Annotated in this window: 19 protein-coding genes, 1 tRNA gene and 3 pseudogenes; 6 read left to right on the top strand and 17 right to left on the bottom strand. The window is 59.8% G+C overall.

What is annotated here, in order from left to right; genetic code table 11:
- Window positions 1-519, bottom strand: a 519-nt coding sequence (locus tag HLUSI_RS0108530; protein WP_157137790.1) for an ATP-binding cassette domain-containing protein, incomplete at its 3' end; no start/stop codon positions are given.
- 276 nt (window positions 520-795) lie between these two features.
- Between HLUSI_RS0108530 and rpiB the strand changes: the two genes are divergently transcribed.
- On the top strand, window positions 796-1,251 hold the full coding sequence (rpiB, locus tag HLUSI_RS0108525) for a ribose 5-phosphate isomerase B (RefSeq protein WP_029363291.1): 456 nt from the start codon (window positions 796-798) through the stop codon (window positions 1,249-1,251).
- A gap of 60 nt (window positions 1,252-1,311) precedes the next feature.
- On the top strand, window positions 1,312-2,271 hold the full coding sequence (locus tag HLUSI_RS0108520; protein WP_016833570.1) for a sugar-binding transcriptional regulator: 960 nt from the start codon (window positions 1,312-1,314) through the stop codon (window positions 2,269-2,271).
- A 67-nt stretch (window positions 2,272-2,338) separates the two neighbouring features.
- On the opposite strand, the gene htpX is transcribed toward HLUSI_RS0108520, so the two are convergent.
- Entirely contained in the window at window positions 2,339-3,223 is an 885-nt protein-coding gene (gene htpX, locus HLUSI_RS0108515; protein WP_016833569.1) for a protease HtpX, read from the bottom strand.
- A 182-nt stretch (window positions 3,224-3,405) separates the two neighbouring features.
- Here htpX and HLUSI_RS32510 point away from each other — a divergent pair, with 182 nt between their 5' ends.
- Window positions 3,406-3,903 (top strand): hypothetical protein, encoded by a 498-nt coding sequence (locus HLUSI_RS32510; protein ID WP_157137789.1) that lies wholly within the window; start codon window positions 3,406-3,408, stop codon window positions 3,901-3,903.
- A 107-nt stretch (window positions 3,904-4,010) separates the two neighbouring features.
- Here HLUSI_RS32510 and HLUSI_RS0108505 read toward each other — a convergent pair whose 3' ends face one another.
- The 5 genes from HLUSI_RS0108505 to ftrA form a co-directional block, all read right to left on the bottom strand.
- Complete coding sequence (locus HLUSI_RS0108505; protein ID WP_016833567.1) at window positions 4,011-4,565, bottom strand: histidine phosphatase family protein; 555 nt, start codon at window positions 4,563-4,565, stop codon at window positions 4,011-4,013.
- Between the two features lie 15 nt (window positions 4,566-4,580).
- Window positions 4,581-5,417, bottom strand: a complete 837-nt coding sequence (locus HLUSI_RS0108500) for an adenosylcobinamide-GDP ribazoletransferase (RefSeq protein ID WP_016833566.1) — start codon at window positions 5,415-5,417, stop codon at window positions 4,581-4,583.
- 1 nt (window position 5,418) lies between these two features.
- Window positions 5,419-6,453: a nicotinate-nucleotide--dimethylbenzimidazole phosphoribosyltransferase gene (gene cobT, locus HLUSI_RS0108495; protein WP_016833565.1), complete on the bottom strand. Its 1,035-nt coding sequence runs from the start codon at window positions 6,451-6,453 to the stop codon at window positions 5,419-5,421.
- Between the two features lie 298 nt (window positions 6,454-6,751).
- On the bottom strand, window positions 6,752-7,702 hold the full coding sequence (locus HLUSI_RS0108490) for a chemotaxis protein (RefSeq protein ID WP_016833564.1): 951 nt from the start codon (window positions 7,700-7,702) through the stop codon (window positions 6,752-6,754).
- Between the two features lie 304 nt (window positions 7,703-8,006).
- Window positions 8,007-9,011 (bottom strand): transcriptional regulator FtrA, encoded by a 1,005-nt coding sequence (gene ftrA / locus HLUSI_RS0108485; RefSeq protein ID WP_016833563.1) that lies wholly within the window; start codon window positions 9,009-9,011, stop codon window positions 8,007-8,009.
- 511 nt (window positions 9,012-9,522) lie between these two features.
- On the opposite strand from ftrA, the gene HLUSI_RS0108480 reads away from it, so the two are divergent.
- The 3 genes and pseudogenes from HLUSI_RS0108480 to HLUSI_RS27680 all read left to right on the top strand — a co-directional run bounded on the left by HLUSI_RS0108480 (window position 9,523) and on the right by HLUSI_RS27680 (window position 16,004).
- Window positions 9,523-11,973: a bifunctional diguanylate cyclase/phosphodiesterase gene (locus tag HLUSI_RS0108480; RefSeq protein ID WP_016833562.1), complete on the top strand. Its 2,451-nt coding sequence runs from the start codon at window positions 9,523-9,525 to the stop codon at window positions 11,971-11,973.
- A gap of 58 nt (window positions 11,974-12,031) precedes the next feature.
- Complete coding sequence (locus HLUSI_RS31430) at window positions 12,032-14,974, top strand: MHYT domain-containing protein (RefSeq protein ID WP_238533947.1); 2,943 nt, start codon at window positions 12,032-12,034, stop codon at window positions 14,972-14,974.
- A gap of 8 nt (window positions 14,975-14,982) precedes the next feature.
- Window positions 14,983-16,004: pseudogene (locus tag HLUSI_RS27680) on the top strand (response regulator).
- Window positions 16,005-16,299: 295 nt separating this feature from the next.
- Here the strand turns inward: HLUSI_RS27680 and HLUSI_RS0108465 are convergent.
- From HLUSI_RS0108465 to HLUSI_RS27665, 10 genes and pseudogenes are all read right to left on the bottom strand, one after another.
- Window positions 16,300-16,375: transfer RNA gene (locus HLUSI_RS0108465), tRNA-Gly, on the bottom strand.
- Window positions 16,376-16,416: 41 nt separating this feature from the next.
- Complete coding sequence (gene pgsA / locus HLUSI_RS0108460) at window positions 16,417-17,007, bottom strand: CDP-diacylglycerol--glycerol-3-phosphate 3-phosphatidyltransferase (protein WP_016833560.1); 591 nt, start codon at window positions 17,005-17,007, stop codon at window positions 16,417-16,419.
- A 138-nt stretch (window positions 17,008-17,145) separates the two neighbouring features.
- Window positions 17,146-19,011: an excinuclease ABC subunit UvrC gene (gene uvrC / locus HLUSI_RS0108455; RefSeq protein ID WP_016833559.1), complete on the bottom strand. Its 1,866-nt coding sequence runs from the start codon at window positions 19,009-19,011 to the stop codon at window positions 17,146-17,148.
- Between the two features lie 21 nt (window positions 19,012-19,032).
- The gene (nagZ, locus tag HLUSI_RS0108450; RefSeq protein ID WP_050977666.1) at window positions 19,033-20,100 is read right to left on the bottom strand and encodes a beta-N-acetylhexosaminidase; all 1,068 of its coding nucleotides are present in this window, start codon (window positions 20,098-20,100) and stop codon (window positions 19,033-19,035) included.
- Complete coding sequence (gene acpS, locus HLUSI_RS0108445) at window positions 20,097-20,489, bottom strand: holo-ACP synthase (protein WP_016833557.1); 393 nt, start codon at window positions 20,487-20,489, stop codon at window positions 20,097-20,099. The genes nagZ and acpS overlap by 4 nt, the downstream gene beginning before the upstream one ends.
- A 2-nt stretch (window positions 20,490-20,491) precedes the next feature.
- Window positions 20,492-21,262 carry a pyridoxine 5'-phosphate synthase gene (gene pdxJ, locus HLUSI_RS0108440; RefSeq protein ID WP_016833556.1) on the bottom strand — a complete coding sequence of 257 codons (771 nt, stop codon included), beginning with the start codon at window positions 21,260-21,262 and terminating at the stop codon, window positions 20,492-20,494.
- A 4-nt stretch (window positions 21,263-21,266) separates the two neighbouring features.
- Window positions 21,267-22,508 carry a benzoate/H(+) symporter BenE family transporter gene (locus HLUSI_RS27675; RefSeq protein ID WP_016833555.1) on the bottom strand — a complete coding sequence of 414 codons (1,242 nt, stop codon included), beginning with the start codon at window positions 22,506-22,508 and terminating at the stop codon, window positions 21,267-21,269.
- A 14-nt stretch (window positions 22,509-22,522) separates the two neighbouring features.
- Window positions 22,523-23,353 (bottom strand): DNA repair protein RecO, encoded by an 831-nt coding sequence (gene recO / locus HLUSI_RS0108430; RefSeq protein ID WP_016833554.1) that lies wholly within the window; start codon window positions 23,351-23,353, stop codon window positions 22,523-22,525.
- A 14-nt stretch (window positions 23,354-23,367) separates the two neighbouring features.
- A pseudogene (gene era, locus HLUSI_RS27670) lies at window positions 23,368-24,260 on the bottom strand (GTPase Era).
- A pseudogene (locus tag HLUSI_RS27665) lies at window positions 24,257-24,556 on the bottom strand (ribonuclease III); the annotation flags it as partial. The pseudogenes HLUSI_RS27665 and era, both read right to left, overlap by 4 nt.

Genomic DNA, 24,556 nt, shown 5'->3' with positions numbered 1-24,556 from the left:
GCACACGGACGTCGGCTCGTCCATGATCATGACGTCGCAATCGCGGCTGAATGCCTTGGCGATTTCGACCAGTTGCACTTGCGCCAGACTTAATGAGGACATGCGCAGACGTGGATTGACGGGAAATTGCAAACGTTCGAGCAAAGCCTGCGCTTGCCGCAGCATGGTCTTGAAATCGACGCAGATTCCGGCAGTGCGCGGCTCCCGTCCGAGATAGATATTTTCCGCAACCGTCATACCCGGGATCGGCGACAGCTCTTGCGTAATCATGGCGACCCTGCTTTCCAAGGCCTCTGCCGGCGTCGCAAAATCCACTTGGCGACCGTGAAGAAAAATCTCGCCGTCATCGCGACGGAGCACGCCCATCAGGATATTCAGGAATGTAGACTTGCCGGCACCGTTGCCGCCACACAGGGCATGCACGCTTCCCGGCCGCAACGCCAGACGACCGTCCGTCAATGCGGGAATCCCCTGAAAGGATTTTTTTACCCCGTTCGCCTCAAGAAGCAGTGCTGCCATGATTTGTCTCCAGCAATTAACATTTGATCTTTACAGATCTTTTTTTCATTAAAATCCATGGTAGCAAGCGCGATTTTTAGCTGTCAATTGCGTTTTAAAAACTCTGAAGAATTTCGAATAAAAACGAATATAACGACAAATAAAAACAATATCAGGACAATAAGAAGAAAATAGCTGTTTATATTGCTTGACTTCGTCACGATCAAAAATGAAAATTTGACTTGTCGCGATCATTTTTTCACCACATCCACCGACGCGACGAGAAAGGAAAATATCGTGGAAATCGCCATCGGCTGTGACGAAGCAGCGTTCGAACTGAAGGAAATCATCAAGCAGCATCTGACCGGCAAAGGTCTGGCGGTCATCGACTTCGGCACCTATGACACACAGCCGGTCATTTATCCGGATATCGCATTCGCGGTGGCCGAGGCCGTCATGGAGCACCGTTTTTCCCGCGCCATATTGCTCTGCGGCACCGGCATCGGTATGGCGATCTCAGCCAACAAAGTGCCCGGGATGCGCGCCGCCCAATGTCACGACACTTATTCGGCTGAACGAGCCAGCAAAAGCAACAACGCCCAAATCATTACGCTGGGCGCGCGCGTGGTGGGCCCCGAACTGGCAAAGTCGATTGTGGATACGTGGCTGTCATCCGAATTTTCCGGCGGGCGTTCGGAGTCGAAGCTCAATCGCATCCGCGAATACGAAAGCAGCCTGCAAAAACAAAAATGAACGACAATCCGGACACGAAGATCCGGATTTCAGGGAGAGAAGAAATGAAAGGACCAGCAGATGTCGACCGATGAGCTGACGCGGCTCGCGACGCTCTACTACGTAGACGGACTGACGCAGGACGAATTGTCCAAACGATTTTCGATTTCACGCCCGACTATCGGCCGCATGCTCAAACGTGCGCAGAGGGAAGGCATCGTAGAAATTCGCGTGCGCCATCACCCCGGCGACACCAGCCAGCTCGAGCATGCGCTGATGGCACGCTTCGGAATTGAGCGCGCCATCATCTCGATCAATCACAAGGATCAGGAAAGCCAGCGTGAACTCCTGGCTGGCTTGGTCGCCAGCCATCTGGACCGTATTCTCGCCAACGACATGATCGTGGCGGTCGGCATGGGTCGCAACACCAGCGCGGTCTCCAAGCATGCGGTTTCGTCGATGCAACGCAACTTGACCTTTGTCTGCGCCATCGGAGGCTCCTATCGCGGCGGCGAAACGATGAATTCCGATCATATTTGCCGTCGCCTTGCCGCACGGTTTGGTGGCGAAAGCGAAACCCTTTATGCACCTGCCCTGGTCAGCGATCCCCAGGTGCGCGGCAGTCTGCTCGCCAATGACACCGTCAAGCAAACCTTGGATAAAGCGCAGCGGGCGCACATTGCACTGATCGGCATCGGCGATATCAACGAAGACAGCAACATGGTGCGTATGGGCTGGTTTTCACCGCAGGAGATTCTTGAGGTCAAACACATGGGCGCCGTTGGCGACATGATGGGTTACGATTTCATCAACATGAATGGAGAGCCGGCCCAGACATCCCTGCAAGCACGCGTAATCGGTCTGACTCTGGACGACTTGCGGCGCATCCCCAACGTCATCGCAGTTGCCAGTGAAAACTCAAAAACCACGGCAGTCCTCGGGGCGCTGCGCACAGGCGTCATCAATACCCTGGCCACGACAGAAACAATTGCGCAGTCCATTCTGACGCTGGAAGAAGCCACACGTCCGCGCGAAAAATAGACATTCCCCGCAAAACGCCCTGCCCGCAACAGCCGACAGGGCGCTCTTCATACCTGTTCCATATCGCTTATGCGCGAGGATTGCGTTGCAACGAAGCGATACGCGATTCGATAGTCGGATGGCTGGAGAACAAACCCATCCACGAACCACGACCGGCGATGCCGGAAGCCTGCAGGTTTTGCGGCAAGCCGTCCGCTTCCATGCCGCCGAGGCGACGCAAGGCGCCGATCATCGGCGTCGGCGAGCCCATCAGTTTTGCGGCGCCGGCGTCGGCGCGGTATTCGCGCTGGCGCGAGAAGTACATGACGATAATGCTGGCGAGGATGCCGAACACGATTTCACACACCACCACCGTGACCATGTAGCCGATGCCGGGACCCGATGACTGTTCGTTGTTGCGACGCAGGGCCGAATCGACGAAGTAGCCGACGATGCGGGCGAAGAACATGACGAAGGTGTTCACCACGCCCTGGATCAGCGTCAGCGTGACCATGTCGCCGTTGGCGATGTGCGCGACTTCATGGGCCAGCACGGCTTCCACTTCTTCCCTGGTCATGCCTTGCAGCAGGCCGGTCGACACTGCCACCAGCGAATTGCTTTTGCTGGCGCCGGTGGCGAAGGCATTGGGCGGACCGTCGTAGACGGCGACTTCGGGCATCGTCAGGCCGGCGCGCGTGGCGAGACGATTGACGGTGTCGACCAGCCACACTTCGGTGGAGTTCTGGGGATGTTCAAGGACGCGCGCGCCGGTCGACCATTTGGCGATGGTCTTGGACAGCAGCAGCGAAATGAACGAGCCGCCGAAACCCATCAGCGCACAGAACATCAGCAGCATGCCGAAGTTGAGGCCGTTGGCGGTCATGTAGCGATTGATGCCGAGGATGCTGGCGGTAACGCTCAGCACCAGCATCACAGCCAGGTTGGTGACGAGGAAAAGAATGACGCGTTTCATGATGCTTCCTATGCAAAGAGAGCGCGACCGTCTCTGGACGATCGTCGCGAAAAAAGGATTCGGATAACGGATGTCGCCGCGTCAAGGCGTCAAGCAGTGGACGCGGACAGGAGATCAGGCGGCGGGGGCGGCCGCAGTAAGTCGATGAATGCGGACGTGCCGCCACTCACACAGGGATACAGATGGGGAAAGGGTTGCCAGTCCAGCGGCAAGGTGGCGACGGGGACCGGCAGGGTCTGGTCTTCCAGGTCGGCTTGCACCTTCCAGGGATCAAGGCTGGCATCGGCCTGGTCTCCGGTTGTCTGCACGGTCGCCAACGAATCCGCGTCAGCATCAGCATCAGCGTCGGCGCGTTCCGCCGCGGAATCCGAACCATGGCTTGCCGCATCAAAGATGCTCACGATTGCTTCGTCTGCGGTCGCCAAAGGTTCAAGCGTCCCCGCAAGCAATTGCAAGGGAAACAGGAATGCCAGCAACAAAAAGCAGAATCGGCGCATGAGCAAGGCAATAGGGACCGCAGGGATAGCGTTAAAACCGCGTTGAAAAAATCGGGAGGACAAGGGCCGCATTATACGCAAAAGCTGCCGGCCAAGTTACCCACAGAAAATGTGGCCAACCCTGTTGATAACTTGTTTATGACCACGCGCAAGCCGCATGGGTTCAAGCTTTCGCACGATTGAGTGAAATTTGCTCAGGAAGCCCTGCGGGTGCAGTTTGGGCTCTGTTCCTGGCCCGATAACGGTAGCGTAAAACAAAAACGCGCGTCTGAAACGCGCGCTTTGTTTTTTTACAGTTTCAGCGTCAGCACTTCGCCGAACGCAATCGCATGTGCATTGACTGCGGCATGCTCGGCCATCTTGGTGACCGCCAGACCAAGTGCACGCGCCTGCAACAGACGGATCGTGCCGGCATGGCAGACCACGATGGCCTGGCTCTGGCCGCGCTGTTGCAAGTCGCTGCAGAAGGCGTCAACGCGCTGCGCCACGTTGAGGACATTCTCGCCGCCGCCGGGTCGATAGCCGACCACGTCGCTGGCCCAGGCATCGATTTCCGCACGCGGCAAATCATCCCAGGCTCGCTGCTCCCAAATGCCGAAATGCATTTCCATCAGGCGCGGATCGTAGCGCACCGGACCGGCATTGAGTGCGAGCGCCAGCGGCTCGGCCAGGAATACGCAGCGTTGCAATGGACTCGAGTACACCGGCACATGCGGCGGCAGCGCAGGTTTGACCTGCCCGAGCACCTTGGCGCATTCTTCTTCGGTCACGGCCAGATCGCTGCTGCCGTAGCAAAGGCCTTTGTTGATAACGGGCTGGGGGTGGCGAATGAGATGCAGCAACATGGTCGACCTTTCTGTTTATGAATGGGAAGCCGGCGACACTGACATTGACACTGACGCTGCGGCCAGCAGGCCCAGGTAGATCGCGACTTCGCTGAATTGTTGGACGGCGCCGAGACAGTCGCCGGTATAGCCGCCGATGCGGCGCTGAAATTTTCGCGCAAGGAACCAGGTTGCGGCGCCGCCGAGCAACATGGCCAACAGGAGCGCCTGCAGCGCCAACCATCCCGCCGCGACGCACACGACGAGCGGCAATGCTGCGGTAACGACGGCGACGGCAAATTCGCCGTTGCTCATGCTTTGCGCCAGCGGCTTGACCTTACCCTCTTCACGTACATACGGCATGCGCCAGATCAGCGCCGCGGCAAAACAACGCGACAAGGGATGGGCAATCAGCAAGGCCGGTATCACCTGCAGCGCCGGCAACGACACGAGGCCGGCGATCTTGGTCGCCAACAGCAGCACGATGCCGATCACGCCGTACGCGCCGACGCGCGAGTCGCGCATGATCTCAAGTACGCGCGAAGGCTGCATGCCGCCGCCGAAACCATCGCAGACGTCGGCAAAGCCGTCTTCATGGAAAGCGCCGGTCAGATAGATCCCGGCGGCGGTCGACAGCAACACCGCCACCACTTGCGGCAACCACAGCGCCGCCAGCCAGTACACGACGGCGCATGCCAGTGAAACAATGATTCCGACCGCGGGAAAATAACGTGCCGCGTGTTGTAGCCAGGCGGCGTCGAAACCGACCCAGCCCGGCGCCGGCAGGCGTGTGAAAAATTGCAGCGCGGTGAAGAACAGCTGCAGCTGATAGCGCAGGCCGCCTGATGGCGTAGGCGTGGGCGCGACGGCCATGTCAGGCGCTCTTCTCACTGACTTGCGCCGATGAAAACGTCGCCATCTGCGCCAGGAAATTGACCGCTGCATGCAGCAGCGGCAAGGCCAGCGCGCTGCCGGTTCCTTCACCCAGACGCAGGTCAAGCTGCATCAAGGGGCGCGCGTCGAGATGCCGCAGCATGCGGCGGTGGCCGTGCTCATCCGAGCAATGCGAGAACAGGCAATAGTCGAGGATATTCGGCTGCAATTTCGCCGCTACCAGCAAGGCCGAGGTCACGATGAAGCCATCGATCAGCAGCACCATGCGGCGCTCTGCGGCCTTGAGCATGGCGCCGGCGATCATGGCGATTTCAAAGCCGCCGAAGGTGCGCAGTATTTCCAACGGCGCGTCCGCATCGGCGTGCAGCGCAACCGCTTGCTCGATGACCTGCTGCTTGTGAAGGATGCCGCCGTTGCCCAGGCCGGTGCCGGCGCCGACACATTCCGCAGCGGCTATGCCGGTGATCTTGTGCATGATGGCTGCGGCCGCAGTAGTGTTGCCGATACCCATTTCACCGAAGCCGATGACGTCGACCGGCATTGCCGCCACCAGGTCCATGCCGTGCTGCAACGCTTGCTCGCATTGCGCCGCGCTCATGGCAGGCTCTTGCGCGAAGTTGCGCGTGCCGGGTCCGAGCTTGCGCGAAACCAGTCCTTCGCGCTCGCCAAACTCATGATTCACGCCGGCGTCGACGATATGCAGCGCGCAATCGTTCTGGCGCGCGAATACATTGATCGCCGCCCCCTGCTGCAGGAAATTCTCCACCATCTGCCAGGTCACGCTTTGCGGATAGGCCGAGATGTTTTCCGCCACCACGCCGTGGTCGGCCGCGAACACCATGACCGCGGTGCGGTCGATGCGCGGCATGGGCGATTGCTGGATCAGGCCAATCCGGTGCGCAACAAATTCCAGCACGCCAAGGCTGCCCCGCGGTTTGGTCTTGTTGTCGATCGCGGCTTGCAAGGCCGAAGCCAGCGCAGCGTCGTGCGTGGAAGCTAATTGTGGAATGCGCATAGCAGGATCACGATGCCGTGACCGGAAAATGGGAACTGGTTTGAAAGGACGTCAGTATAAGAGATAGCGGCGTCTTGCGAACAAATGTGCCGCCATGAACTCCCGATCTTTACATTCGATGCGCGTATCCGATATCACCGTGGAACGACGGAAGATATCAATGTGTCAACATTCATTGCAGACGGATTGCGGGAGGAACGGAAAAAATGCCGTTTCTCGCCGGCATGCGGGAAAAACGGCATTTCGCTTTTTGCTTTCCGCTTGCGGCTGCCTCGTTCAAGGCGCCGCTATCAACAAGTTATTTACCCAGCGCTTTGATGAGGGCGGCAGTCAGGTCTTCGATGACGAACTTCGCCACATAGCCGTCAGCGCCGATGTTCTTGACGTGTTCTTCATTGGCCGAGCCCGACAGCGATGAGTGAATCACTACAGGAATTGCTTTCAGACCGTCGTCGCGCTTGATGTTGCGGGTGAGTGTGAAGCCATCCATCTCCGGCATCTCGAGATCGGTCAACACCATTGCCACGCGATCGGTAATGGGCACGCCCTGAGACTTGGTTTCCTTGTAGATGTCCTGCAGCTTTTCCCAGGCTTCCTTGCCGGTCTTGCACATCACGAACGGCAGGCCGAGCGCCTTCAGACCGCTTTCGACCAACGAACGGGCGACTTTGGAATCGTCTGCCGCGAGGATGATCGAACCGGGCTTGAGCTGGATATGTTCCAGGCCCGTCATTTCCATGTCGCGCTCCGTCGGCATGATTTCGTGCAGGATCTGTTCAACGTCGAGCACCTGCGCCAGACGGCTGCTGCTGAGGTCGTCATCGAGACGCGCGATGCTGGTGACGAAGTTGCCGCCGGCCTTGGATTCGGCCGACAGGACCTGGCTCCATTCCAGCCGCACAATTTCATCGACCGATTCGACCGCAAACGCTTGCGTACTGCGCGCGTATTCGGTGACCAGCAGGATGTTAAGGCCACTATTGGGCACACAGCCGATCACGGCCGGCAAATCGATCACGGAGATGATCTGGCCGCGGATGTTGACCATGCCGAGCAGCGGCGAACGCGTGCCGGCGGCCTTGGTGATCTCCTGCATCGGGACGATTTCGCGAATCTTGAATACATTGATGCCGAACAGCTCGGAACGCACGCCGTATGGGTCCGTGCCCAGACGGAACAGCAGCAGTTCGAATTTGTTGGAGCTGGTGAGGTTAGTCCTCTCGTCGATCTCTTTTTGAAATGCATCCATTGCCTGTCCCCCCGTTTGTTATGAACCGCCCTCGCCGATCGATACATCAATGTAGAGTGTAATTGCATAAAAGACAATTACATCCAAAGAAATGCGACATAAATCTGACAATACGGGGGAGACTACATGCGCAACCGAGGTGCAACGCCGGGTGCGCGGGGCCGCAGGCGGATGACCTGTGCAACCGGGGCAAAAGCGAACCAAAGGCCAGTCGCGAGCAAGCTGCCCGATTGCAGGCAGCCCGATTTATTGACGCCGGGCATGCAGTACGGCCGGAACATCGTTCGGAAAATTGTGAATTCGTTTACCGATCACTGAACATCTTCCTGTAGGCCATCGGAGACAACGAATAGCGCTTCTGGAACTGCTGGCGAAAGGTCGATGTTGAGGAAAAACCGATCAGGCGCGCGATCTCTTCAATGGAAATCACCGTGTTTTCCAGGTAATCGACGGCTTTGGCCAAGCGCTCAAGCACCAGCCATCTGACAGGCGTCGTCCCCATCGCCGACGTGAACCGTCGCAGGAATGTGCGCCTGCTCATGTTCACGAATCTTGCCATCTCTTCGATCGAATAGGTCTTGGCAAGGTGCGCCCGCATTTCATCAAGCAAGCTCCCCAGCTTGCCTGCCTCGTGCAACTCCGGCACGGCGTGCTCAATGAACTGCGCTTGCCCGCCGTCGCGATGAGGTGTCACGATCATTCGCCGCGCGACGACGTTGGCAGCCTTTGTTCCAAAGTCTCTGCGGATAAGGTGCAGGCAAAGATCGATGCCTCCCGCCCCACCTGTGGAACTCAATATGTCGCCGTCGTCGACATACAGTACATCCGGTTGAACGATGACATCGGGATAGTGTTGTGCCAGGTGAAGTGCCTGCTTCCAATGCAAAGTCACTTTACGCCCATGGAGCAAGCCTGCCGCCGCCATCACCGCCACGCCGGAGCAGATCGACATGATGCGGGCGCCCTTTTTGTGCGCGACTTGCAACGCCTCGCTAAGATGTTGTGGCACCGGCGCATCCAGACCTCTCCAGCCAGGTATGACGATGGTTCCCGCCTGCTTGATGAGTTCGCAGTCCCCATCAGCCAGAAAGCGGATGCCTGCCGTCCCCCGCAGCGGTCCCTCGTCTACTGCCGCGACTGCAAACCGATACCAGTTTGCGCCCATCTCCGGGCGATCAAGGCCAAAGACCTCTACCGCGATGGCAAACTCGAATGTACATAAACCATTGTAGGCAACAACGACCACCAGGGGATTGGCGAGCTTGGGGAGACTCAACTGCTCCGGCACGAACTTGGCGAATTTTGGCATCAACCAGACTTTTCTATTTTCATACAGTTAGAGACAATCTTTCATAATAACGACAATGAACACAATTGCATACAGGTTGGGAACTCTATTGGCGGCAGAAGATAATCAAACGCTAGTTAGAGGAAGGGAAGAATGTCTTGTTCGTTTTTCTGCTTCGCGAATACTAAAAATTTTCATCGTTCGGCATCATAGCTTCCTCGCGAAGGCCATCTCGCCGTGATGTCCATCCAGACTCAAGCCAAGGATGGATTTTCCGTTTCCCTACAGGCGATCGAAAACCCCGGAAGCTCAACAATCCAATAGCAAACTTACCGTAAGCACGTCGTTAATCTGCTTCAGATCTGCCTTTCACCCCTGACGCAACTGGAAGCGAGGTGAATTGCAATGCAGAATCCGTGTCAATTTTTACGACCAGTAATGAGAGGAATAGCCATTGAGGATAAGGGACGGATTCGCATATGGGCTGCGAGTGTTAATAAAAAATATCAAAAATGCGAAAGGTTTCTAGCCCATGTTTACGATTTATGACTGCATCGTGTTCAAGCACGATCTGCGGCTCGTCGTCCTTGCCGCCGTCATTTGCACCATCGCTTCCTTCACGGCAATCAATCTCCTGCACCATGTCAGCCGATCGAGCGGGTTCGTGCGCAGAGTCTGGCTTTGTGTGGCGGGCATCGCCACGGGCTTTGGCATCTGGGCGACGCATTTCATCGCCATGCTGGCCTACTCGCCTGGCATCCAAAGCGGCTACAACATCGCCCTGACTCTGCTCTCGTTGATCGCAGCCATCGTGTTGACGATAGCGAGTTTTGCAGCGGCCTCCTCCCCCAACCTGAAGTACGGACGCTGGCTTGGCGGCGCTCTGGCAGGCGGGGGCATTGCCGTGATGCATTACACGGGCATGGCGGCATTTGAAATCGCCGGCCGGATTCTCTGGAACATGCCGCTGGTGGCGGCCTCCGTCATCCTGGGCGCAAGCTTCGGCGCAATATCGCTGCCCGTCGGGCTACGCGCGAAAACCTATACGTCGATCTCGATGGGAGCGCTGTTGTTGACGCTCGCCATCTGCAGTCACCACTTCACGGCCATGGCTGCCGCGGTGCTGGTGCTCGATCCCGGCGTCTCGGTATCGCCCAACGCCATTCCGACCTCTTGGCTGGCGATCATGGTGACGATCGCCAGCTTCACCATTTTTTTGCTGACCTTCGCCGGCTTCGCACTCGACATCCGGGAGCGGCGCCAGGCCCAATTGGCAATCGATCGTCTCAACAGTCTCGCAAACGCCGCTTTCGAAGGTCTGCTGGTATGCGAAGACAACGTGATCACGACGGCCAATATCAGCCTTGCCAATTTGGCCGGCTGCAGCGTGGATCAACTGGTTGGTGCCAATCTGATGTCGATTCTTCCCGACCCTGGGGCGGCGCGGAACTGCCTGGGCAGTACTTCCAGCATCGCTTTCGAAACCATGCTGCAGCCTGTTGCCGGCGCGCCCTTCGCAGTGGAGGCGTTCTCCCGGCCTGTCATCTATGGAAACAGACAGAAAATAGTCGTGGCTATTCGCGATCTGAGGGATCGCAAAAAGGCGGAAAAGGATATTTATTTCCTGGCTCACCATGACACATTGACGGGTCTTTCCAACCGCAATGCCTTCAACCAGAGATTGCAGCAATTGCTCGAAGAGCATGCTCCCGGCGGGCAGCACGAGGATAAGTGCATGGCGGTGTTGTGCCTGGACCTGGACAGGTTCAAGGAGGTCAATGACCTGTTTGGCCACGCCGCCGGCGACAAACTGCTCCAGACCGTGGCATATACGGCCAAGCTGGTGCTGCGCCAGGGGCAAATGATGGCCCGCCTCGGCGGCGATGAATTCGCCATCATCGCGCCGGGCCTTGGCGACCCGAAGCAAGCGGGTCGGATCGCGCAGGAGCTCATCAATGCATTCAAGGCCGAGAATCAACGCGTTTCGACGTCGAGCGCGATGATATCGGCCAGCATCGGTATTGCCGTGTTTCCAAATGATGCGGGAGACGACACGTCGTTGATGAGCTGCGCCGACACGGCGCTTTATCGCGCCAAATCGGACGGACGCGGCGTCTATCGATTCTTTGAAGAGGCGATGGGCGAACAGGTCCGGGATCGCCGCAAGATTGAGCACGACTTGCGGTTTGCCATCACCCGGAATGAACTCTCCCTTGTCTATCAGCCGCTGGCGCAAATCATCGGTCGTGAAGTGCTCGGTTTCGAGGCGCTGCTGCGCTGGCAGCATCCCGAGCGGGGCAACGTCCCGCCCGGCGTTTTTATCCCCATCGCCGAGGAATGCAATCTCATTTTGCACATCGGCGAATGGGTCCTGCGCGAAGCATGCCAGCAAGCAGCGACCTGGAACAACCCGTTGAGCCTGTCGGTCAACGTCTCCGCGGCGCAACTGCATAGCCCGGGATTTGTGCAATCCGTTGGGGATATCCTGGCCCAGACCGGCTTGCACGCAAGCCGCCTTGAGCTGGAAATCACGGAAACGGCCTTGATCCGCGACCCCGGCAGGGCTCTGACCATGTTACGCCAGCTCAAGGAGCTGGGCGTCCGCATCGCCATGGACGATTTCGGGACCGGTTATTCCTCGCTGTCCAATTTGCGCGCCTTCCCGTTTGACAAGATCAAGATCGATCAATCGTTCATCAAGTCCGTCAACGTCAACAAGCAAGCCGCCGCCATCGTGCGCGCGGTACTCGGCCTGGGACGCGGCCTGGAACTGCCGGTCATCGCGGAAGGCGTCGAAACCGAAGAAGAGCTTGCATTCCTGCGCGCGGAATCCTGCCAGGAGGCCCAGGGCTACCTGTTGGGCCCGCCGCAATCCATTGGTGTTTTCAGACACCTCACGCACCTCGCCGAAGCCCCGAGCCCGCGCCTGCCCCCTTCCCTGCCAGCGGCTGGGGCCATGCCCACACCACTGCCGGGAGCATAGACGAATTGAGACAGATGACGATCAATCACAACGCTGACAAGGCAAGAACGGACGAACAATGCACGATATGAGTTCCTTTTTCATGGCGTCTTCTCATCATGGATCGCTGGTGCACGGATCCTATGACGGCGCCCTGGTCCTGCTGTCGTTGTTCGTGTCGATTTTCTCGTCGACGATGGCGCTGCAGTCCGCACAGATCGCCCGCCGAACCAAGAATCGCCTGTATCGGCACACGGCGATCGCCACCGGCGCGGTCGCTCTGGGCGGCGGTATCTGGACCATGCATTTCATCGGCATGCTGGCGTTCGAATTGCCCACGCACGTCCATTATGAAACACGCGTGACGCTGTTCTCGCTGATACCGGCCTGTGCCGCCTCGTGGTTCGCGCTGCATCGGCTGGTCCAGCACAACATCAGCAAGCTGCAGCTCGTCACCAGCGGCACCATCGTGGGCGCCGGCATAGGCGCCATGCATTACACCGGCATGGCCGCCATGCAAACACCGCTGCAAATGCGCTACGAGCCCGTGACGTTTGCCGTATCCATCGTCGTCGCCGTGACGTTGGCGACGCTGGCCCTGTGGATACGCTACGGCGTGCAGCAAACCAGCCTGAACCGCATACAACGGTTTTACGTGAGCGGCATCGTGATGGGCCTGGCGATCGCGGGCATGCACTACACGGGCATGGCGGCCGTGCGCTTCATCGGCGAACCCGGCATCGCCGGCAATGGCCTGCTGCTCAGCACCGCGTTCGCATCGCTGGGACTATCTTCCTTCACCATTACCGTGACGGTGATGGTCGCGGCGCTCAATGGACTGATCCGTTCGCGCGAACTGTACCAGGAGGTCGACGAACACCGGTCGCGCTTGAAGGCCACCCTCGAGACGACGGTCGACGGCATCATCACCATCGACAGCAAGGGGCTGATCCAGGCCTTCAACCCAGCGGCCGAGCGACTCTTCGGCTGGCGCGCCGACGAAGTCATAGGACGCAACATCACTGTGCTGATGCCGGAGCCTGACCGATCCGGCCATGACGGCTACCTGAAGAAACACGTCACATCGGGCCAGCCTGATATTGCCGGCACCAGCCGCGAAGTCATGGGACTGCGCCGAAGCGGCGAGCACATACCGCTGCGCCTGGCAGTCGGACAGGTGCTGCTCTCGGACGAAATGCTGTTTGTCGGCTTCGTCACCGATATCAGCGAGCGCCATGCGCTGGAAGCGTCGCTGCGCGAGACGGCCGAGCGCGCCAACCATGCCGCTGCGGCGAAGAGCAGTTTCCTCGCGAACATGAGCCACGAAATCCGCACGCCGATGAATTCCATCATCGGCTTCACCGAACTGCTGCTGCAGTCCGACCTGACGCCTGCACAACGCGATCATCTGAACACGGTCCGGCAATCGTCGCGCTCGTTGCTCCGCTTGATCAACGACATCCTGGATACGACCAAGATGGAGAAAGGGCATCTGGACCTGGAGGAGACCGTGTTTTCCCTCCGGGCCATGTCCATGCAAGTCGAGTCCTCCTTGCGATTGAGCGCGCATGCCAAGAACCTGACCCTGACCACGCACTACGGCGCCGATACGCCCGACTATTTCCGGGGCGATCCATTGCGGCTGCTGCAGATCCTGACCAACCTTATCGGTAACGCGATCAAATTCACCGAACAGGGAGGCGTCGATGTCCTATTCGGGCTCGAGAACGAGATGATTCACGTGCAGGTTCGGGACACTGGCATCGGGATGACGCAACAACAGGCCGAGTCCATCTTTTCTCCTTTTACGCAAGCCGATGCCTCCATCAGCCGCCGGTTCGGAGGTACGGGCCTGGGTACGACGATCGCGCGACAGCTCGCTGAACTCATGGGCGGCCGCATTGAGGTCGTCAGCGAACCGGGACGCGGCAGCACCTTTCATGTATGGCTTTCGCTACCGCAGGCCAATGCACCCGAAAACACCCATCCGGCAAAGGCCAACTGCCGCGCTCTGCCGGCACTTCGTATCCTGGCCGCCGACGACGTTGCCCAGAACCTGGAACTGCTGTCATTGGTGCTGGAAAGCCAAGGGCACTCCGTCACATTGGCCCGGGACGGCGCCGAAGCGGTGCAAAAATTCAAGGAAGGGTCTTTCGACGTCGCCCTGATGGATGTCCACATGCCCGTTATCGACGGACTCCAAGCCACGCAACTGATACGCCAGCATGAACGCACGCTGGGACTTCGCCGCATGCCGGTGATTGCCTTGACCGCCAGCGTCATGACGGAAGACCGCCGTGCCGCCCTGCAGGCCGGGATGGACGGCTTTGCCATCAAGCCCCTGGACGTGCCTCGCTTGTTCGAGGAAATCGCCATCGTGCTAGACATACCGGAGCAGGCCGAAGCACCGTCGAGGGAGCTCCCCGCCACGCCTCTTGCCTCCCCTGTCGTCGACTGGAATCGCGGGGCAACCCTGTGGGGAAATGAAGGACGCCTGATGCTCTCGCTGCAGCAGCTGCTGGAGACGGCAGCCGAAAGATATCCCTTGCTGGCGGCCGAGGCCGAGGATATCGACTGGGAAGCGTCCCTGCTCAGCCTTCACAGCTTGCGGGGCGTAGCCGGCAACCTGGCATTGCCCGTCGTCAGCAAACTCGCCGGAGATATGGAAGCAAAAATGAAATCCGCGCAGCATGCAGAGGCCCGGGCGCTGCTGCCGCAATTGCGCGACAGTATCGAGGCGGTACGACACGAGGTGTCCAAGCGCCACGCTGCCGAAGTCCCGACGCCGGCATCTTCGCCCGAGGACCTGCTCGTGTCGCTGCATGCTCTGCGCAAGGCGCTTGCCCGCAATGAATTGGCTGACGACATGCTGGACCGCGCATGCAGCGGACTGGAAAACAGACAACAGCGCGCACAGGCGCAATCCTTGCGCTCGGCTACGGAATCTTTTGAGTTCCGGCAGGCCCACGCGCTGGTGGAAAAACTCATCGCCGAGCACGGCAATCCGAATGAAAAAAAGTGAGCAGGAAAATGCAAAGAAACAAAGACGACTTGAACGATTCTCGTCAGACCCTCCTGCTGGTCGACGATGAACCCACCAACCTGCACGTGCTGCGCCATACGCTGCAAAGCGACTACCGCCTCCTCTTTGCAAAGAGCGGGCAGGCGGCGCTCGATCTGGCCCGTTCGGATCCTCCCGACCTGATCTTGCTCGACGTCATGATGCCCGCCATGTCGGGCTATGAAGTCTGCGCGGCACTGAAGCAGGAGTCGTCGATGGCGGAAATTCCCGTCATCTTCGTGACGGCCCTGGCCGACGCAGAGAACGAGCAGCAAGGATTGGAACTGGGCGCGGTTGACTACATCACCAAACCTTTTAGCCCGCACATCGTCCAGGCCCGCGCACGCATTTGTCCCTGGTCCGCGCTCAGGAGTTGCAGGAGACGCGCCTGAAAATCGTCCAGTGCCTTGGCGCGGCCGCCGAATACAAGGACAACGAAACCGGCCTGCACGTGATCCGCATGAGCAACTACGCAAAGATTATCGCGATTGCCGCCGGTTACAGCAGCCGCGAAGCGAATGATCTTTTGCATGCAGCTCCCATGCACGACGTAGGGAAGATTGGCATCCCCGACGCCATCCTGTGCAAACCGGGAGCGCTGACGGCCGACGAATGGCGAGTGATGCAACAGCATTCCGAGATCGGCGCAAAGATTATCGGCAATCACACCTCCAGAATGCTGCGGATGGCGGCATCCATCGCGTTGGGTCATCACGAAAAATGGGATGGCAGCGGCTACCCCAACAGACTGGCAAGAGACGACATACCCCATGCAGCGCGCATCGTCGCGATCGCCGATGTATTCGACGCCCTGACCAGCGTGCGCCCCTACAAGAATGCCTGGTCTCCTGAGGACGCCGCTGCCCATATCCGCAGCGAAAGCGGCAAGCATTTCGACCCTGAACTAGTGGAGATTTTTATGGAGTGCCTGCCTCAGATATTGGAGGTGCGAGCGCAATGGATGGACGAGGATGTCATCCACCGTGGCTAGCTGGCGCTCGGCAGGCGATGCCCTTCGCAAGCGCATGAGCTTCATCGTGCGGGGACACTGCCTGGGCAGGACAACAAGGAAAATTGCCGGAAATACATGTTTTGCGTGGCGGATCAGCAGCCGGACAACACCCCCGGAATGGGGTGGCGCGGCCACCTCCGTTGCCGGGTCTTGATGGGACCTCGAAAACGCTGGCCACGAAAGGATTCCGGTAGCTTGGGGAAATGAAAAAAGGAGCCGAAGCTCCTTTTTTCAGGGACTGGCAGGCGCCCAGGGGACGCCTGCAGACATAATGTGGAGCGGGAGAAGAGGCTCGAACTCTCGACCTATACCTTGGCAAGGTATCGCTCTACCAACTGAGCTACTCCCGCATCAACAACAGAACGCTATTATAGAGCTTCCATAGGAGAAGTCAAGCGCCACTTTTACTTTCCTGCACTTTTTTAATGAGCGGCCAGGCCTTGCGCAGGTAGTACAGCATCGACCATACCGTCAACACTGCGGCGATCAGCAATAGCCAATGGCCCCAAGCGCGCGTGTCGATTATGCCGAACAGATCGGAGTAGAACAGCAGCATCGGAATGGCGATCATCTGCGCCGTGGTCTTGATTTTTCCGAGCGAACTGACGGCCACCGATTTGGAGGCGCCGAGCTGCGCCATCCATTCACGCAACGCCGAGATGGCGATCTCGCGGCCGATGATGATGAAGGCAGTGATCGGATGTACACGGTCCAGATGCACCAGCACCAGCAGCGCGCCGGTGACCATGAGCTTGTCGGCAACCGGATCGAGGAAGGCGCCGAACGCCGAGGTCTGGTTCCAGCGCCGGGCCAGGAAACCGTCGAACCAATCGGTGGCGGCGGCCACGACGAATATCGCCGTCGACGCCACACCCTGTTCGAAGCGCGAGAGGCCGAGCTCCGGCACATAAAACACGCCGACCACCAGCGGAATCAGGGCGACACGCAACCAGGTGAGCAAAATGGGGAAGTTGAATGGCATACGTTTATTTGTTGTCGTCGACGGGTGCGCGGATTGAAATTTACCGAGATAGTATCAGAGCCGCCTCTTAAAACTTGTTATGGGTGGAAAAGCTGCTCCCGCCTCGCACTTGCAGGCGAAGCAAAAGAAATCAATAGCTCAATGCAGCTGGCGATAGATTTCTTCGGCCAGCGTGTGTGAAATCCCCTCCACCGAGGCCAGTTCATCGATGCTTGCGTCGGCAACGCCGCGCAAGCCGCCGAAGCGCGCCAGCAGCTTTTGCCGGCGCTTGGCGCCGATCCCTTCGATCTCTTCGAGCCGTGAAGTCTGCCGCGCCTTGGCGCGTTTGGCGCGCATGCCGGTGATGGCGAAGCGGTGTGCTTCGTCGCGGATCTGGGCGATCAGCATCAGCGCCGCTGATTCCTTGCCGAGCTCTTGCGGCGCGCGGCCGTCGACGAAGACCAGCGTCTCGAGGCCGACCTTGCGCCCTTCCCCTTTGGCCACGCCGACGATGAGGCTGATGTCGAGACCGAGTTCGGTGAAGACCTGGCGCGCGATTTCGACCTGGCCCTTGCCGCCGTCGATCAGCACGATGTCGGGCATGGCGCCGTCACCGTTGGCGACTTTTTCATAGCGGCGCGTGAGCACCTGGCGCATCGCGGCGTAGTCGTCGCCGGGGGTGATGTCGTTGATGTTGTAGCGGCGATATTCGCCGTTCTGCATCGCGTGATGATGGAACACCACGCACGAGGCCTGGGTCGCTTCGCCTTGCGTGTGGCTGATGTCGAAACACTCCACGCGCAGGGCTTCAATATCTTCCACCTCGGTGCCGAGCGCCTCGACCAGCGCGCGCGTGCGCGCCTGCTGCGAACCCTGTTCGGACAATAAGCGCGCCAGCGCGATTTCGCCGCCCTTGTGCGCCATCTCCAGCCACTGGCGACGCTGGCCCTGCGGCTGCAGCGTGAGCGTGATGCGATGGCCGCATTGCTCCATCAGCGCCAGCATCAGGGCCGGATCGTCGAACTCGGTATTGACGATCAGATTGCCGGGGATGAATTTCTCGATGTAATGCTGGGCGATGAAGGCCTTCAACACTTCGGCTTCGATCGATTCTTCGCCGTCGGGAATCGCGCCGTCGACATGCGTCGGGAAATAGGCCCGGTCGCCCAGATGGCGGCCGCCGCGCACCATGGCCAGGTTCACGCAGGCGCGACCGCCCTGCACGATCACGGCGATGATGTCGATGTCGGCGTCGCCGCCGGTTTCCATGGTCTGCTGATGCAGCACGCTGGAGAGCGAGGTGATCTGGTTGCGCACCGCCGCGGCCTGCTCGAACTTGAGTTCGCCGGCGTAGGCGTGCATTTTTTTCTCCAGCGCGTCGAGTACTTCGCTCTGGCGTCCGCGCAGGAATTTGGAGGCGTTCTCGACGTCGAGCGCGTAGTCTTCGGTGCTGATCAGCTTCACGCACGGGCCGCTGCAGCGATGGATCTGGTGCAGCAGGCAAGGACGCGTGCGGTTGGCGTAGACCGTGTCTTCACAGGTGCGCAGCAGGAACACCTTCTGCAGGATCTGGATAGATTCCTTGACCGCCCAGGCATTCGGGAACGGACCGAAGTACTGATTCTTCTTGTCCACCGCGCCGCGGTAATAGGCCATGCGCGGATAGGCGTGGCCGGTGATCTTCAGGTACGGATAAGACTTGTCGTCGCGGAACAGGATGTTGAAGCGCGGCCGCAACGTCTTGATCAGGTTGTTTTCCAGCAGCAGCGCTTCGGCTTCGCTGCGGGTGACCGTGGTCTCGAGCCGCGCGATGCGCTCCACCATCATGGCGATGCGCGGGCTGCTCAGCGTCTTCTGGAAATAGCTCGACACGCGCTTCTTGAGGTCGCGCGCCTTGCCGACGTACAGCACGTTGTCTTCCGCATCGAAATAGCGATATACGCCGGGCAGGTGCGGCAGTTTGGCGACCGTCTCGAGGACGATCTCGCGTGGATCAACTGGCGAAGGCGACGGGATGTCAGACATGCTGGCGAAATCAGGAAAAAATCATGCGAGCGACTGCAGCAGCTTTTTCGCCGCGAGGAAGCGCCCATCCTGTTGCAGCGCATCCCATTCCGGCGCCGCGCCTTGCGGCACCAGCGCAGCGATGCGCGCAGCCGAAGCCGGCGATACCTTGGTCCGCAAGCCGCTCAGCAACTGATCCGCCTTGTCCGGCGAATTGCACATCAGCACCATGTCGCAGCCCGCCCGCAGCGCGGCATTTGCACCGTCGAGCGCACCGCCGGCGACGCTGGCGCCGTGCATGCTGAGGTCGTCGCTGAAGATCACTCCCTGGAAACCGAGATCCTTGCGCAGGATGCCCAGCCACTTCTTCGAAAAACCGGCCGGGTGCTTGTCCACCTTCGGATAGATCACGTGCGCCGGCATCACGGCGGTCAGGCTCATGCCGAGCCAGTCGTAAGGCGCGGCGTCGTCGCCGAGGATGTCCTTGAGCGGGCGCTCGTCAACCGGCAAGTCGACATGCGAATCGGCCGTGACATAACCGTGGCCGGGGAAATGCTTGCCGCAATTGGCCATGCCGGCCAGCGCCAGGCCGTGGTTGAGACTCTTGGCCAACAACGTCACCACGCGCGGATCGCGATGGAAGGAGCGCGTGCCGATCACGGACGAGCCGCCGAAGTCGAGATCGAGCACCGGCGTGAACGACAGGTCGACGCCGCAGGCGCGCAATTCCGACGCCAGCACGTAGCCGGCCGCGGTCGTTACCTTGGTCGCCTGCAGCACGTCGCGGTCCCACAATTCGCCCAGCGTGCGCATGGCCGGCAGATGGGTGAAGCCATCGGTCCTGAACCGCTGCACGCGGCCGCCTTCGTGGTCGACGGCAATCAGCACGCCGGGACGCGCCGCATGGATGCCCTGCGTCAGCGTCACCAGTTGTTGGCGGTTTTCGTAGTTGCGCGCAAACAGGATCACACCGCCCGTCAGCGGATGTTGAATGCGGCGGATGTCTTCCGCCGTGAGCGTGGTGCCGACCACGTCGAGCATGACGGGACCGAGCGGTTGGCGTGATTGAGGTGATTGAAGTGATTGTTGCACTTGACCTGCTGCCTTCATGTTTTCTCCGCGATGACGAATGCGACCGCATAGTCCACCTCGTCGGTGATCGAGACTTGCGCGGTCAGTCCCTTTTCTTCCATCCAGACCTTGAGTTGGCCGCTGCAGACCACGATGGGCTTGCCGCTCGGCGCGTTGAGCGTCTGCATTGAACGCCATGTCATCGGCATGTGCATGCCCAGGCCGATTGCCTTGGAAAACGCTTCCTTGGCGGCGAAACGTGTGGCCAGGAAACTGACGCCGCGAGCTTCCACCTTGGCCTTGCGGCTAAGGTACTTGACCATTTCTTCCGGGCCGAGAATCCTTTCAGCGAAGCGGTCGCCGCGCCGCGCAAGCGTCGCCTTGAGGCGCGAAATCTGCAGGATGTCGGTACCGATGCCGTAGATCATGATCAGGCTTTTCCGGTTGCATCAAGACGTGCTCTGAGCATGATCGCCTTCATGTCGCTGACCGCCTTGTGCCAGCCGACGAACACGGCTTGCGCGACGATGGCGTGGCCGATATTGAGTTCGGCGATATCGGGAATTGCGGCGATGGCTTGCACGTTGGTGTAATGCAGCCCGTGACCGGCGTTGACCTTGAGGCCGCGACGGATGCCTTCAAGCACGCCCGCGCGCACGCGTTCCAGCTCCTTCGCCATTTCGGCCTGGTCATGCGCCTCGGCGTAGCGGCCGGTATGCAATTCGATCACCGGGGCGCCGGTTTCGGCGGCGGCCTTGATCTGCTCGTCGTCGGGATCGATGAACAGGCTGACGCGGATGCCTTCGGCCTGCAGCTGTTTCACTGCGGCTTGCACCTGGGCGAAATGGGTGACCACGTCGAGCCCGCCTTCGGTGGTGATTTCGGTGCGCTTCTCCGGCACCAGGCAGGAATCCTGCGGCTTGATGCGGCAGGAAAAATCGATCATTTCGCTGGTCACCGCCGCCTCCAGATTCATGCGCGTGCGCAGCAGCGGACGGATCGCTTCGACATCGGCGTCACGGATGTGGCGGCGGTCTTCGCGCAGATGCAGCGTGATCGCGTCGGCGCCGGCTTCTTCGGCCTGCAAGGCAGCCTGGATCGGATCCGGATAAGTGGTGCCGCGCGCATTGCGCAAGGTGGCGACGTGGTCGATATTGATGCCCAGCTCGATGGCGGGGCCGACGGGATTCAGGAAGCTCATGGAATTATCGCGATGTGCTGGGGGTGGATGGGGTGGTAGATGGCGCGTGCGTCGCTTTGATGTCGTTAGTGTCGCCTGTGGCGCCCCGCTGCCAGCGCCCGTTGAACACCAGCAGCGCCAGGCCGCCGGCGATCAGGCCCCAGAAGGCGGTGCCGATGCCGAACAGCGACACGCCGGAGGCGGTCACGAGGAATGTGATGAGCGCCGCTTCGCGCTGCTTTTCATTGGCCATGGCCACGGTCAGGCCGTTGGCGATGGTGCCGAACAGGGCCAGCCCGGCGATCGCCATGATCAGCGCCTTGGGAAAGGCGGCAAACAAGGCCACCACCGTGGCGCCGGACACACCGGCAATCAGGTAGAACACGCCGGCGGCAACACTTGCCATGTAACGCCGGGAAGGGTCCTCATGCGCTTCCTTGCCCATGCAGATGGCGGCGGTAATCGCAGCCAGGCAGATCGAGAAACAGCCGAACGGCGCCAACACCAACGTGGTCAGGCCGGTCCACGTCATCAGCGGCGACACCGGCGTGTTGTAGCCGGAGGCGCGCATGATGGCCACGCCGGGCGCATTTTGCGATGCCATGGTCACCACGAACAAGGGGATGCCGACACCCAGCAGGCTGGTCAGCGTGAACTCCGGCATGACGAATTCGGGTGTGGCGAGCGCCAGGTGGAAGCTGTCGAATTTCAACAAGCCTTGCGCACCGGCGAAGGCGGTGCCGAGCGCCAGCACCAGGATGATGGCATAGCGCGGCAACCAACGCTTGCCGAACAGGTAGGCGGCGAACATCAGCAGCACCAGGCCGAACTCGAGTTTCATGGCCACGAACACGTCCATGCCGAAACGCGCGAGGATGCCGGCCAGCATGGCGGCGGCGATGGAAATGGGAATGCGGTTCATCGCCCGCGCAAACAATCCGGTCACGCCGCAGATCGTCACCAGCGCAGCGGAAAACATGAACACGCCGATGGCCTGCGGCATGCTCAGGCCGGCCAGCCCGGTAATCAGCAACGCGGCGCCGGGCGTCGACCAGGCGGTGACGACCGGGGTGCGGTAATACAGCGACAGGCCGATGCAGGTCACGCCCATGCCCACGCCGAGCGCGAAGATCCACGAACTGATCTGGCCGGGTGTGGCGCCCGCGGCGGCGGCGGCCTGGAAGATGATGGCGGCGGAACTGGTGAAACCGATCAGCACGGCGACAAAACCCGCCGCCGCGCCAGACCAGGAAAAGTCTTTGAACACGTGGATTCCCGAACTCAGAGTTGCGACAGATCGATCAGAATCTGACGCGTGTTCAGTTGGGCGCCGCCGAGATGGTGCGACAGCAGCGAGCGCATCAGCAATTTGCTCTGACTCTGCGTGGTTGCGTCGCTGTAGTCTTCCTTTTCCATGTCGAGCAAGGTCTTGCCGGACACTTTGGGCCCGGCATCGGACAGCCGCGGGAAACGCACACCCTGCTCCGGATCCACGACGTAGGTGTCGTCCGGCGCAACCGGCTTGCCATTGGTGACGCAGACGGTCCAGTCGCCGGCCACGCCGGTTTCCTTGAGCAGGGCGCGCTCGAACTTGCGCAGCACGATGGGCGTCGATTCACCATGCGCCAACTGGTTCAGCGTCGAGACGTAGTGGTCGAACAGGGCCGGATGCGCATCCTCGCGCGCCAGCAGTTTGACCAGCAATTCATTGAGATAAAAGCCGCACAGCAAGGCCGATTTTTCCAGCGGCAGCAGCCCGCCGACCCATTCGGCCGCGGTCAGCGTGCGCACTTCGGATTTGCCGCTCCAGCTTACCGACAACGGCTGGAAAGTCTGCAGCACGCCGCGCAGTTTGGAGTGAGGACGTTTTGCGCCCTTCGCGACCAGGGCCACGCGACCGTGATCGCGCGAGAAGACGTCGACGATCAGGCTGGTTTCCTTGTAGGGATAGCTGTGCAGCACGAAACCGGGCTGGGCCTGGACGCGGGTGTCTTTTTCAGGGATTTTGGGACGGCGCGCGGTTCCGGCAGACTCGGCGGCCGCAGCGCTCAGGGCTTCGGCGTCCAGTGCTTGAGGTTGACCAACAGCGGAATCAGCGGTGATCGCAGCCATAGAGTATGTGTTTGCTATTCGTAGCCGTAGGCGCGCAATCCGGCTTCGTTATCAGCCCAGCCGGATTTGACCTTGACCCAGATTTCCAGATAGACCGGGCCGCCGAACAGGCGCTCCATGTCGCGCCCTTGTTGCCAATCACCATGGACTTGTGGCCGTCGCGTTCGACCAGGATGGCGGCGAACACGCGGCGCAGGTCGCCTTCCTGTTCAAATTTCTCGATCAGGACGGTGCTGGTGTATGGCAGCTCTTCACCGACGAAACGGAATACCTTTTCGCGCACGATTTCCGACGCCAGGAATTTCTCGCTGCGATCGGTGATGTCGTCTTCGTCGAACATCGGCGGATTGACCGGCAGCAGCTTGCGAATCTCTTCCTGCAGGGAATCCAGCTGGAAGCGCTGCTTGGCGGAAACCGGCACCACGGAGGCAAAATTGTGCTGCGACGCGACTTCCTGCGCGAACGGCATCAGCACCGATTTGTCCTTGCTGCGGTCGGACTTGTTCATCACCAGGATGCACGGTACGTTGGCCGGCAACAGCGCCATGACCTGCTTGTCGGCCGGTCCGAACGTGCCCGCTTCGATCACGTACAAAATCACGTCGGCAGCAGTCAGCGTGGAGGTGACGGTGCGGTTCAGCGTCTTGTTCAGGGCGTTGCTGTGACGCGTCTGGAAGCCCGGCGTATCGACGTAGACGAATTGCGTGTTGTTGATTGTCTGGATACCGGTGATGCGGTGACGCGTAGTTTGCGCCTTGCGCGACGTGATGCTGACTTTGGCGCCGATCAGTGCATTCATCAATGTCGATTTGCCGACGTTCGGGCGACCGACAATGGCGATGTAACCGCATCGATAATCAGACAATGCGTCGGTTGATGCGTCGGAAGGGGCGTTAAGGTCTGTCATGCGGTTTTGCTTTGTGTTGCTGAGAGCGTCGGGGCCGGCGCCTCGGTGCGGGAATCGTTCAGATCGGCGGCGGCCTGAGCCTTGGTGTCGCTTTTTCCGTCGGTCGTTTTTGGTTCGGCTTTGTTGTCGACTTTGCTGTCGGCTTTATTGTCGACTTTTGCCTCAGCTTTTGTTTCGGCCTTGGCTTCCGCTTTCAATTCAGGTTTGGCTTCGCTTTTGGAAGCTTTGACTGCAACCGGCTTCTCCAGTTTTTCAGGCTTGGCGGAGGACGCCTCGGCAGCCGGCGGCAACTCTTC

Origin of the sequence: Herbaspirillum lusitanum P6-12 (assembly GCF_000256565.1) — a bacterium.
In the GTDB taxonomy this organism is placed as follows: Bacteria; Pseudomonadota; Gammaproteobacteria; order Burkholderiales; family Burkholderiaceae_D; genus Herbaspirillum; species Herbaspirillum lusitanum.
Note: the sequence above shows the minus strand (reverse complement) of the source record. Positions and strands in the feature narration are given on the sequence as shown.

What these genes read in the sequence shown, in the direction of transcription:
- HLUSI_RS0108480 (WP_016833562.1), top strand. Translation starts at nt 9,523, where the DNA reads ATGTTTACGATTTATGACTGCATCGTGTTCAAGCACGATCTGCGGCTC.
- uvrC (WP_016833559.1), bottom strand. Translation starts at nt 19,011, where the DNA reads ATGTCTGACATCCCGTCGCCTTCGCCAGTTGATCCACGCGAGATCGTC.
- HLUSI_RS32510 (WP_157137789.1), top strand. Translation starts at nt 3,406, where the DNA reads ATGGGGAAAGGGTTGCCAGTCCAGCGGCAAGGTGGCGACGGGGACCGG.
- HLUSI_RS0108500 (WP_016833566.1), bottom strand. Translation starts at nt 5,417, where the DNA reads ATGGCCGTCGCGCCCACGCCTACGCCATCAGGCGGCCTGCGCTATCAG.
- cobT (WP_016833565.1), bottom strand. Translation starts at nt 6,453, where the DNA reads ATGCGCATTCCACAATTAGCTTCCACGCACGACGCTGCGCTGGCTTCG.
- htpX (WP_016833569.1), bottom strand. Translation starts at nt 3,223, where the DNA reads ATGAAACGCGTCATTCTTTTCCTCGTCACCAACCTGGCTGTGATGCTG.
- acpS (WP_016833557.1), bottom strand. Translation starts at nt 20,489, where the DNA reads ATGATCTACGGCATCGGTACCGACATCCTGCAGATTTCGCGCCTCAAG.
- HLUSI_RS31430 (WP_238533947.1), top strand. Translation starts at nt 12,032, where the DNA reads ATGCACGATATGAGTTCCTTTTTCATGGCGTCTTCTCATCATGGATCG.
- nagZ (WP_050977666.1), bottom strand. Translation starts at nt 20,100, where the DNA reads ATGAAGGCAGCAGGTCAAGTGCAACAATCACTTCAATCACCTCAATCA.
- HLUSI_RS0108490 (WP_016833564.1), bottom strand. Translation starts at nt 7,702, where the DNA reads ATGGATGCATTTCAAAAAGAGATCGACGAGAGGACTAACCTCACCAGC.
- HLUSI_RS0108505 (WP_016833567.1), bottom strand. Translation starts at nt 4,565, where the DNA reads ATGTTGCTGCATCTCATTCGCCACCCCCAGCCCGTTATCAACAAAGGC.
- ftrA (WP_016833563.1), bottom strand. Translation starts at nt 9,011, where the DNA reads ATGCCAAAATTCGCCAAGTTCGTGCCGGAGCAGTTGAGTCTCCCCAAG.
- pgsA (WP_016833560.1), bottom strand. Translation starts at nt 17,007, where the DNA reads ATGCCATTCAACTTCCCCATTTTGCTCACCTGGTTGCGTGTCGCCCTG.
- HLUSI_RS0108520 (WP_016833570.1), top strand. Translation starts at nt 1,312, where the DNA reads ATGTCGACCGATGAGCTGACGCGGCTCGCGACGCTCTACTACGTAGAC.
- pdxJ (WP_016833556.1), bottom strand. Translation starts at nt 21,262, where the DNA reads ATGAGCTTCCTGAATCCCGTCGGCCCCGCCATCGAGCTGGGCATCAAT.
- recO (WP_016833554.1), bottom strand. Translation starts at nt 23,353, where the DNA reads ATGGCTGCGATCACCGCTGATTCCGCTGTTGGTCAACCTCAAGCACTG.